This window comes from Bacillota bacterium, from assembly GCA_013314855.1.
Classification (GTDB): Bacteria; Bacillota; Clostridia; order Acetivibrionales; family DUMC01; genus Ch48.
On record JABUEW010000142.1, the window covers coordinates 1 to 9,956 of the forward strand.

At 42.8% G+C, this 9,956-nt stretch carries 10 protein-coding genes; 6 read left to right on the forward strand and 4 right to left on the reverse strand.

Annotation, left to right across the window (positions count from 1 at the left end; all coding sequences use genetic code 11):
- A partial coding sequence (locus HPY74_17790; GenBank protein NSW92479.1) for a hypothetical protein occupies positions 1-155 on the reverse strand: 155 nt, incomplete at its 3' end.
- Positions 156-409: 254 nt separating this feature from the next.
- Between HPY74_17790 and HPY74_17795 the strand changes: the two genes are divergently transcribed.
- Positions 410-898: a prolyl-tRNA synthetase associated domain-containing protein gene (locus HPY74_17795; GenBank protein NSW92480.1), complete on the forward strand. Its 489-nt coding sequence runs from the start codon at positions 410-412 to the stop codon at positions 896-898.
- Between the two features lie 85 nt (positions 899-983).
- On the opposite strand, the gene HPY74_17800 is transcribed toward HPY74_17795, so the two are convergent.
- A complete protein-coding gene (locus tag HPY74_17800; GenBank protein ID NSW92481.1) occupies positions 984-1,655 on the reverse strand; it encodes a GntR family transcriptional regulator in 672 nt (223 codons plus the stop codon).
- A 114-nt stretch (positions 1,656-1,769) separates the two neighbouring features.
- A complete protein-coding gene (locus HPY74_17805) occupies positions 1,770-3,101 on the reverse strand; it encodes a Glu/Leu/Phe/Val dehydrogenase family protein (GenBank protein NSW92482.1) in 1,332 nt (443 codons plus the stop codon).
- Positions 3,102-3,555: 454 nt separating this feature from the next.
- On the opposite strand from HPY74_17805, the gene HPY74_17810 reads away from it, so the two are divergent.
- The 5 genes from HPY74_17810 (at position 3,556) to HPY74_17830 (ending at position 9,497) form a co-directional block, all read left to right on the forward strand.
- Positions 3,556-4,200 carry a GntR family transcriptional regulator gene (locus tag HPY74_17810; GenBank protein NSW92483.1) on the forward strand — a complete coding sequence of 215 codons (645 nt, stop codon included), beginning with the start codon at positions 3,556-3,558 and terminating at the stop codon, positions 4,198-4,200.
- Between the two features lie 21 nt (positions 4,201-4,221).
- A complete protein-coding gene (locus tag HPY74_17815) occupies positions 4,222-5,505 on the forward strand; it encodes a serine dehydratase subunit alpha family protein (GenBank protein NSW92484.1) in 1,284 nt (427 codons plus the stop codon).
- A gap of 306 nt (positions 5,506-5,811) precedes the next feature.
- Entirely contained in the window at positions 5,812-7,185 is a 1,374-nt protein-coding gene (locus HPY74_17820; GenBank protein ID NSW92485.1) for a sodium-dependent transporter, read from the forward strand.
- A gap of 49 nt (positions 7,186-7,234) precedes the next feature.
- Complete coding sequence (locus HPY74_17825; GenBank protein NSW92486.1) at positions 7,235-8,260, forward strand: ornithine cyclodeaminase family protein; 1,026 nt, start codon at positions 7,235-7,237, stop codon at positions 8,258-8,260.
- A 193-nt stretch (positions 8,261-8,453) separates the two neighbouring features.
- Positions 8,454-9,497 (forward strand): ornithine cyclodeaminase family protein, encoded by a 1,044-nt coding sequence (locus tag HPY74_17830; GenBank protein NSW92487.1) that lies wholly within the window; start codon positions 8,454-8,456, stop codon positions 9,495-9,497.
- A 118-nt stretch (positions 9,498-9,615) separates the two neighbouring features.
- On the opposite strand, the gene HPY74_17835 is transcribed toward HPY74_17830, so the two are convergent.
- Positions 9,616-9,801: a hypothetical protein gene (locus HPY74_17835; GenBank protein NSW92488.1), complete on the reverse strand. Its 186-nt coding sequence runs from the start codon at positions 9,799-9,801 to the stop codon at positions 9,616-9,618.
- Positions 9,802-9,956: the final 155 nt, after the last annotated feature.

Below are 9,956 nucleotides of genomic sequence, written 5' to 3' on the forward strand. Positions count from 1 at the left end.
GACTCTAAGACTTCATCAACATCGATATTTGCAGCTATCAGGATATCTTTGATGAATTCCGCCCTGGTGACATATACAGTATTGTCCATCCCGAGCGATGCGACAGGCACGCCGATAACAATTAAAATGGCCAGTAAAACACATATTTTTTTCATATGAAATCCTCCAAAAACTTTTATTTTGCAGTGCTGTTATGATTATATCATCTAAATAATCCCAATAGAACCTTATATAATAAATTATGGAACACTATGAATATAATATCATCGGTGTTTAAGAAGAAGAAAGGAACAAGTAGTTGTCGGAGAAGGAAAAGTGTATAATAGAAGTGCATAGATGGATCGCACAGAGACAAATTTTAATAACTTCGACGCTATAACCAATTTCGGCGAAAAGGGAGAATAACTGCATGAAGAAAGAAGAAAAGGTCTATGATACTTTAGACAAATTGGATATTGCGTATTGTATTAATGAGCACCCGGCAGTCTATACAGTGGAGGAGGCACAGGGTCATTGCAGCAGCATACCCGGCACCCATTGTAAGAATCTTTTCTTAACCGACACTAAAGGCAGAAGACACTACCTGATTGTAATGAGAAATAATAAGAAACTGGATATTAAAAAACTGGCAGAGCGAATAGGGGAAAAGGGGTTGAAATTCGCTTCTGAAAGAAGACTAAAGGAATATCTCGATTTAACTCCTGGTTCCGTTTCACCGTTCGGTGTTGTAAACGATATAAACAATGAAGTTATTGTTGTATTAGATGAAGAGTTAAAGGACTCAAAACAGATAAATTTCCATCCCAACATCAACACGATAACTTTGACGCTGAAATATGAGGATTTTGAGCGTTTCCTGGAACAATGCGGAAATCAAGTCATTTACCTGGATATATAGTAATATACATGCACTACAGACATGGGGGATATAGAACAAAAGCATACGGGGAGATCCCGTATGCTTCAGACTATTATGTGAGTGTTTAAAAGAGTTTTATAATTTTCTCCCTGGAATTGGTTATGTGATTTTTCATTTCACTGACTGTTTTCTCAACATCATGTTCCCTTACAGCCCGAAGTATTCTCCCGTGCTCGGCTATGCTGTCCTGCATTGCATGGGAACCGTCATAGAACTTTGCAACCAGGATATCCATTTGCCCCTGTATGCTGTTGAGAGTATGAATCAACCGCGAGTTGTTCGAATGTTTGCCGAAGACCTTATGAAAGGCCAAGGCGTAATCCATGAACATATCAAAGTTTTGCATTCCATAGCTCTCCTTCTGCTTTAATATGCAACCTTCCAGATCGTCAATAATAGCGTTGATGTCAGAAACCTCAAAGGACAGTTTGATTGCGTGGCATTCAAGGAGCATGCTTATCTCGCAAATTTCAATTACATCCTTGGGAGTTATTTCGATGATTTTTACACCCTTGTTGGTCTCAAACTCAACAAGCATTTCTTTTTCCAAACGCTGTAGCGCCTCCCGGACCGGCGTCTGGCTGACCTGTAGATCATCTGCCAGTCTGGTTATACTGACTCTTTCACCACACTTGATTCTCTGGTGCGTTATGGAATACCTCAGGTATTGGTAGACCCTTTCGGTCAGGCTTTCCTGCATATTTTTGATCTGAAACGGGTTTGAGTAATCGGCCATATGCCTGCACCCCATTTTGTCTCTAAAATCATTTGCTTTTGAAAATATTGTTTTACCACTACGATTATAAAATACTGGTGAAGATTATTCAATAAATGCTTGCAAACCCGAAAACTATCTATATATGATTTTCTCTGCGGTTTGATACGCGCATTCGGTTGGTGTTATCGATAACTCCTTTGCTTTATTCAGGTTATTCCAGGTGTTCTTCGTACAGATGCGCTCAATCTTGGGCAATATATGTTTTATATCGGCCTTGTCCTGGTTCACGTATTCTTCCCATCCGGCAAGGACACCCGCTATATTGTGCCACCAGGCGCACTGGAATAAGATGCCATGCTTATCCAGCAGTCTTGCCAGTTTATACTCTTCTTCCTGGCTGCTTGCCTTGAGTTGGTTGTTTGCAGCACCCAGGATGATGGAAAACTTCATCTTAGGTATGCGTTCCTCCGTGATAATACCCCCTACCGCCGCAGGTGAAAATATATCTGCCTCAACGTAGTATATGTTGTCTATATCCACAACTTCTATATCTTTATCAGGAAATTTATTTTTTAACGCGGCTATTCTTTTATCATCCGCATCACACACGATTAGCTTCGCATCTTCAACCAAAAAGTGTTCAACGAGCGGCATCCCTACAGCCCCTAAGCCCTGAACTGCGATTTTTCTATCTTTGAGCGAGTCGCTCCCCAGTTTAAATTTTGCCGCCTGCTTAACTGCCAGATATACTCCATATGCAGTGGGTGTGCCTGTCGGACCGAGGGGTCCCTTAGGTCCGCCTGTAATATTCAAGGTGAAATTTTCCTTCATTACGTCAGCCAGTTCTGGGGGGTATCCCATATCAGGACCCGTAAACGACCTTGTCCTGTCCAGTGCGTATGAAAGAAACCCTATTTCCTCCATATCCTCCAGGTCTACCGGTCCGGAATGAACGGTGGTTTTGCATCCCCCGTAAGGTATTTCTGCAGCTACGTTTTTAAAGCTCATTGCCCTGGCCAGATTCAAACCGTCGATAATGACTTCGAATTCTTCATCCTTGTAGTCGTGACGGCGGATTCCTCCCGATCTTATGGCTTGGCTGCGGTTATTTATACCGTATATTACACTGTGCATATTGCTCATAAATCTAATGTCTTTCTCCCTATAATAAAAGCAATCCATACCGAAGTGTTTTCCCTTCCTGAGTAAACCTATCACATCCTCCAGGTACTCCAATAGCTCATATTTTCTGAATAGGTTTCTTACCTGGGGATCGTTAAGGTATACCGCATCATTGGTAAGTATGCTCTCAGAATAGAAATCTTTGTTGTACCTGCTCCATTCTATGTCGTCGTTCCACTCTTTTGCTGCAAAGACCCACGATTTATCGGTCTTCCAGTCATACCGGATTTTTAGAGTTGTCAGGCCTTCGTCAATCAACGGAGTAAAAATACTTCTTTTCAACTTGTAAACCCCCTTTGTACGATATAGTTGTAATCAAATCACGGCTTTTTAGCCGGACTGAAAATGTGTAATGCGGTTACAGGTCAGTGAAGCTACTATTCTAATTCCTATATTATATATTATATATTATATATTATATATAATATATAATATATAATTAATTCTACAGTAGGTACGATATTCCTTCAATCAATATTAGAATTTTTATAGCCTGTTAAAAATTTTATTATTATTGAAGTTGGAAAATTATTGACTCTAAACGACTAAGGTAGTATATTAAGAATAATAATCTAATATACGTGATGTATACAACAAATTTAAAACAAAAATTTTAATAATATTAAAATAATTTAGGAACTGTATCTAAATACATATTAAAATACTCAAATGGTCGAAGTACCTCATATAAGGTTTGGTACTAAAACAACAGGCATTGAAGATGGGAGTTGAGGCCATGAAAGATCAAATAAGCCGGTCGTCGGCAGATGTGTATGAGGTTTTAAAACAAAGGATAATTTCCCTTGAATACCCTCCCGGATATATTCTAAATGAAGTGGACATTGCAAATGAGTTTAGTCTAAGCAGAACCCCTGTGCGTGAAGCGTTTCAGAAACTTCAAAATGACAGATTCTTAAATATTGTGCCAAGAATAGGCGCCCAGGTCGCCTTAATCGATTTCAGGATGCTCAAGCACGCCTTCGAAGTAAAGAAGGAACTGGACGGAATGTGCGCGAGATTGGCGGCTCAGAGGGCAACACATGAACGCATCAATGAGCTTGAAAGAATAATCACTAGGCTTAAAGACTACGATCAGGACAAGGACTACCTGAAGATAATAGAAGATGACCTTAACTTCCATATAGTTATTTGGGAACTCAGTCAAAATCCGGTTTTGATCGAAATACTGGAAACACTTCATACACAAGCGGAGAGATTATGGAATTATACACAGCAGAAGGTAACGAATATCAACGGCTTCATAGATACCTTCGAATTAATAACTCAGGCCTTAAAAGAAGGCGATAAAGAGAAGGCCGAGTATTATGCTCGAGCACACGTCGAGGCCTTTGTAGATCAAGTGAAAAATGAATTGCTATAGGCGGAGGGGGTTTCAGTTATAGTGGATAAGGGTATAGCATTAAAAATACTAAAAGAGCATACTTTTAAGACTATAGGCTGTACTGATCCCATAGCAGCCGGCCTGGCCGCGGCCAGGGCCTATAAAGAAATCGGTGGAGATATTAAGAGGATAGTAGTAATAATGGACAAAAACGTTTACAAGGATGCTATATCCGTTGGTATACCCGGAACTATGAGAAGCGGACTGGCCCTAGCCGTTGCTCTATCCGTACTATACGGGAATCCGGATGATGGTCTGGAGCTACTGAAAGGAATAAACAAAGACAATATACAGGCTGCAGAGGAATTTGCTAAGAGCCATGAAATCTGTTTCGGTCTGAAAGAGAATGTCAATGGGATATATGTCGAAGCCACCGTCGAAACATCCAACGGGCAGGCCAGAGCCTTAATACGAAACAGTCATGGCAATATAGTTGAAGTATGTGTGAATGGCGAAGTGAAGAACTCATATGCAATAAATGAAAATATTTCCGACCCCGTAATGGCTCTCAAGAATATTTCAGATGTTACTATAGATGATATTTTGCAGTTTGTTCAGGAAGTGGATATTCAAGACATAGATTTTTTACTGGATGGAGTAAGGGTGAACTTAAATGCATCGGAAATGGGGGAGAAGGAGAGAGCAGGTTTAGGCACGGGAGCTTTTTATTCGGAATTGATTAGAGATGGCATCCTCAGTGATGACATTATCAATAATATAAAGCGCAGGGTCGGAGCTGCCGCTGACGCAAGAATGGCAGGAATCGATGTTCCGATATTCGGATGTTTTGGGAGCGGCAATCATGGTATAACCTTATTTATTACAATGGGAATGATGGGAAGGCATCTCAAGGCTGATAGAGAACAGCTTGCTAGGGCTTTAGCCGTTGCGCTCCTGGTGGTTGGAATCATCAAAACCAGAACTGGCATACTTACTCCCCATTGTGGGTGCTCCGTAGCAGCCGGAACGGGTGCGGCAGCAGGCATTGCATATATGCTGGGTGGAAGCAGCAGTCAAATTAGAAATGCGGTACATCTGATGATGGCAAACCTGACAGGGATGATTTGCGATGGTGCCAAATACGGATGTTCACTTAAGATGGTAACCGCCGCCGGTACTGCTGTAGAAAGCGCTTACCTGGCAATGAAGGGAGTCCAGGTACCGGGGAACAACGGAGTTGTCGGATATACTCTCGGAAAAACGATGGATAACCTCAGAACCATTACCGAGAAGGGAATGGGAAACGTTGACATGGCGGTCCTGGATATATTGCTAAACCTGTGATTTAGATCTTGAGTAGCGCTAACTGGCAAACAATATATTAAGAGAGAAAATACATCTCAGCAATTCCTGTTATCAAAGCGAAGAAACATTTTCGCCGGGCGCAACCAGAACGAAAATGTTTCCTCTGGGGTAATACATACCACCTATCTTTATATTAGCATATTGTGGATTGACGTACAAATAACATATTTGGAAACGTCGGTCGGATTAATATGTATTACCCCCGTATATACTCAAACATTTAGGAGGTGGGATGAAACAGGCACACTATCTTAAAATCATTCCAAAAAATAAGGGGGTAATCAAATGTCAAAAGAATTTGAAACCACTAACGGGAAAGCCCGGGAATCCTGGGCAAATAAGTTTGGTTTCATCATGGCAACCGCAGGCTTTGCGATTGGATTGGGCAATATATGGAGATTTCCATATATGACCGGTATGAACGGTGGAGGAGCCTTCCTTTTAGTTTATCTGCTCGTTTGTCTAATAATATGTATTCCACTGTTTACAGCAGAAATCAGCCTTGGCAGAAAAACGCAGTTGACCCCAATCGAAGGTATGCGCAAGCTTACTAAAAAGGGAGGGGTCTGGACACTAATCGGCTGGTTCGGTGTTATTTCGGCATTAATAATTATGTCGTATTACCTGATGATTATGGGATGGATTTTAGCTTATCTGTTTAAAATTGTATCCGGCCAGTTTACAGGTGTGTCGGCTGAGCAGATCGGTGCAGCCTTTGGTAATTTCATTGCACAGCCTGTTCCGGTCGCTGCTTATACGCTGGCAGTAATAGTAATGCTCGGTTTGATTGTAACCCGGGGGCTCAAAGACGGTATCGAGAAATCGTGTAAGATTATGATGCCTCTGCTGTTTGTATTTTTGATAGCACTGGCGATAAGGTCTCTAACATTCCCGGGCGCGCTGGCCGGGTTAAAATGGTATCTGACCCCGGATATTTCCAAAATAAATGCAAACGTGGTGTTGGCGGCCCTAGGCCAAGCCTTTTATTCAATAGGCGTTGGGATGGCCGCAGCGTATGTTTACGGCAGCTACCTGCATCCTACCGAAAGTGATGTTCCGGGTGGGGCAGCTACAATTGTTGCCTTTGATACTCTAGCTGCTTTTATTGCAGGCTTGGTAATCTTTCCGGCACTTTTTGCCTTCGGATTAGAGCCCAACGCTGGAGCAGGGTTGCTGTTTGTAACCATGACAAACCTGTTTTCACAAATACCCGGTGGAAGTCTGTTCGGTGGAGCGTTTTTCTTTCTCGTGATGCTGGCAGGCCTGACCTCCGGTATAGGCCTGCTTGAAGCGGTAGTTGCTTCCGTTATCGATTCATATAATATCAGCAGGAAAAAGGCGGTGTGGGGATCCTTGGCAATCATGTTCGTATTGGGCATACCAACCATATTGTCTTGCGGGCCCTGGGCAAATGTGCTGCTATTTGGCAAAAATTTCTTTGACCTGGCCGACTATGTATCGGGTAACGTATTGTTAACAGCAGGAGCTTTGCTTCTGGCGATTTACACAGCCTTTGTATGGAAGTTTGAAAACTTCAGAGATGAAACAAATATCGGCGCAGCCGGTTTCAAGGTTGCCAACTGGTGGAAACCCTTTGTAACTTATCTAATTCCAGTGGCAGTATTCCTAATAATGGTTAGAGGTCTGGGGATTTTCTAATCGGTATTGCCTGATAAGTGAATCCTACTAAGAGAAGGGGGAATTACCTGTGAATAGCCTTGAGTACAGAGAATGGGTCAGCAAACACGTAGAAATCGGTAAAGAGGTCCTTTACCTTACTCGCGATGAATGTGTAAACATTGGGTTAACTGAAGAGGATATACTGGAGCTTACTGAGAAAGCGCTGGTGGCGCATGGGAAAAAGAATGTGGAGATGCCGGCAAAAATCGGTCTGCATCCGCTTAAAGACACGCTCATGCATGCTATGCCCGCTTATATTCCGGAGGTGTTTGCCTGCGGCATTAAGTGGGGAGCTTGCTTCCCAGCGAACAGAGAAAGGTTTGGCCTGAACCAGACATCCGTGCTGCTCGTGTTTAACGATAGCGAATCGGGTTGGCCCTTGGCAATAATGGATGCATCCTGGATTACCGAGAAGCGGACACCGGCAGTATCCGTAATAGCTGCAAAGTATCTGGCAAAGGCTGATGCAAAAACCTTTGGCATGATAGGCTGCGGTGTGCAGGGTAGAGCCCATGTCAAAGTGATTTCGCATGTCCTTCGCGGTCTGGAAAAAATCTATATCTATGACGTATACCGACCTGCGATGGATAGATTGGTAGAAGACCTACAGCCAGAAGTAGAAGCTGAAATAATAAAAGCAGGATCTTACGAAGAACTAGCCAAGAACAGTGAAGTCATTGCATCAGCTGCGATTATATCAGCAAAACCCGAGCCAAAAATAAAGGATGAATGGATTTCCAAAGGACAAACGATAATAATGTGCGACTGTCACTCGTTATACGAGGATGTGACGATGAAAAGGGCAGACAAATATTTATGTGACAGCATCGAACAGCACGAACTTCTAATCGGTTACGGGTACTACCCCTATGGCCTACCCGAAATATATGGAGAGACAGGGGAAGTGGTTGCGGGCTTGAAAAAGGGCAGAGAAACAAACGACGAATTGATTGTATGTAACAATGTAGGAATGGCGGTAGAAGACATGATGATGGCCAGGGCAGTATTCGATAGGGCACTTCAAAAGGGAGTGGGCAGAAAACTTCCTCTATAATCAAAATAGGCTTCAAGATTTAAATCACTTCAGATAAGGCAATCACCGCCTCTGTAAGTGTATCTCTTAATGTTGCTGCAGGGGCTGTGATAAGTTTTATCATTCAATTATTACCATAAATTGTAAGACGATACAGCTAATCCGAATGGAAAGATGATTTCTATTATAAAGGCTAATAAATGGAGGTATGAAAATGAATAACCTTGAATACCGGAATTGGGTGTTACAGCACTTGAATATTGGTAACGAGATACTATATTTGAGTATGCAGGACTGTAAAGACACAGGGCTAACCGAGGAAGAGATTCTTGATCTTACCGAAAGGGCATTGGTCGCATATAGCAAAAGAGAGGTGGAGATGCCGGCAAAAATAGGCCTGCACCCTCAGCCGGATTCTTTAATGCATGCCATGCCGGCCTATCTGCCAAAGGAATACGCTTGCGGGATTAAATGGGGCAGCAATTTCCCTACGAACAAAGAAAGGTTCCCTGATATTACCCCAACGAATTGCCAGGTTATATACAACGACCCTGAAACGGGTTTGCCTCTGTCAATTATGGATGCATACTGGATAACCGAGGTAAGGACACCTGCAGTTTCGCTTGTGGCTGCAAAGTATTTGGCAAACCCTGATGCTAAAAGCTTTGGGATGATAGGATGTGGCATCCAGGGTAAGGCCCATATAAAAATGGTGGAAATGGTATTGAAAAAGCTTGAAAAGATATATGTTTATGATATCTACGAATCCTCTATGGATAGACTGATTGAAGAATTACAGGCAAAAGTGAACGCCAGGATAGTTAAAGCAAAATCCTATGAAGAGCTGGCAAAGAACTCGGAGGTTATCGCGTCAGCTATACCTATAGCGCATAAGCCTGAGCCCAAGGTTAAAGATGAGTGGATTTCCAAAGGCCAAACGCTAATTACGTGTGACTGCCACTCGGTATATGAAGATGCCGTATACAAGCGTGCTGACAAGTACCTGTGCGATAGCATTGAACAGCACAAGCTCCTGGAGGGCTATGGATACTACCCCTGGGGCTTGCCGGAGATTTACGGTGAAACCGGTGAGGTACCTGCGGGTTTGAAAAAGGGCAGGGAAAATAAGGAAGAATTAATTGTGAGCAACAATGTAGGAATGGCTGTTGAAGATATGATGGTGGCAAGAAGGATTTTTGACAGGGCCATTGAAAAGGGATTGGGAATCAAGCTTCCGCTTTGGGATAGAACCAAATGATGGCTTGTATATAGGTCTTTTTGCTGGTTCTGAATATTTCTCAAACATAAAAATAAGGCAAACCTCTTAGAGAACTATCATAGCCGGGTTCATTTTCAATATAAATAAAGGATTGCCCCTAAGTGGCGGGCAATCCTTTATTATGGTGCGCCCGGCATGGGCGCAGTCTAACGGGTGCAAGTCCCGAGTGCGGCCTTGTAGCGGCAAGCACATAGCCAAGGGCAAGGGTGTCGGTCATGAGGCCGAATCTAAAGGAAGCCGGCGGCAAACCTCTGGTCTGACGAACAGAAATCACATTAGGCAATCTCTGTGGGTAAGGCTGCCATACAAGTGATGGAATAAAACACAGAAAACTTCGAAGAGAAGGCTATCTGCAAAAAGTACCTGCGGAACAGGGAGGATATGCAGAAGCGTGCGCTCCATCGAGGATAACTGAAAACAACGTCGCCAATGCATACT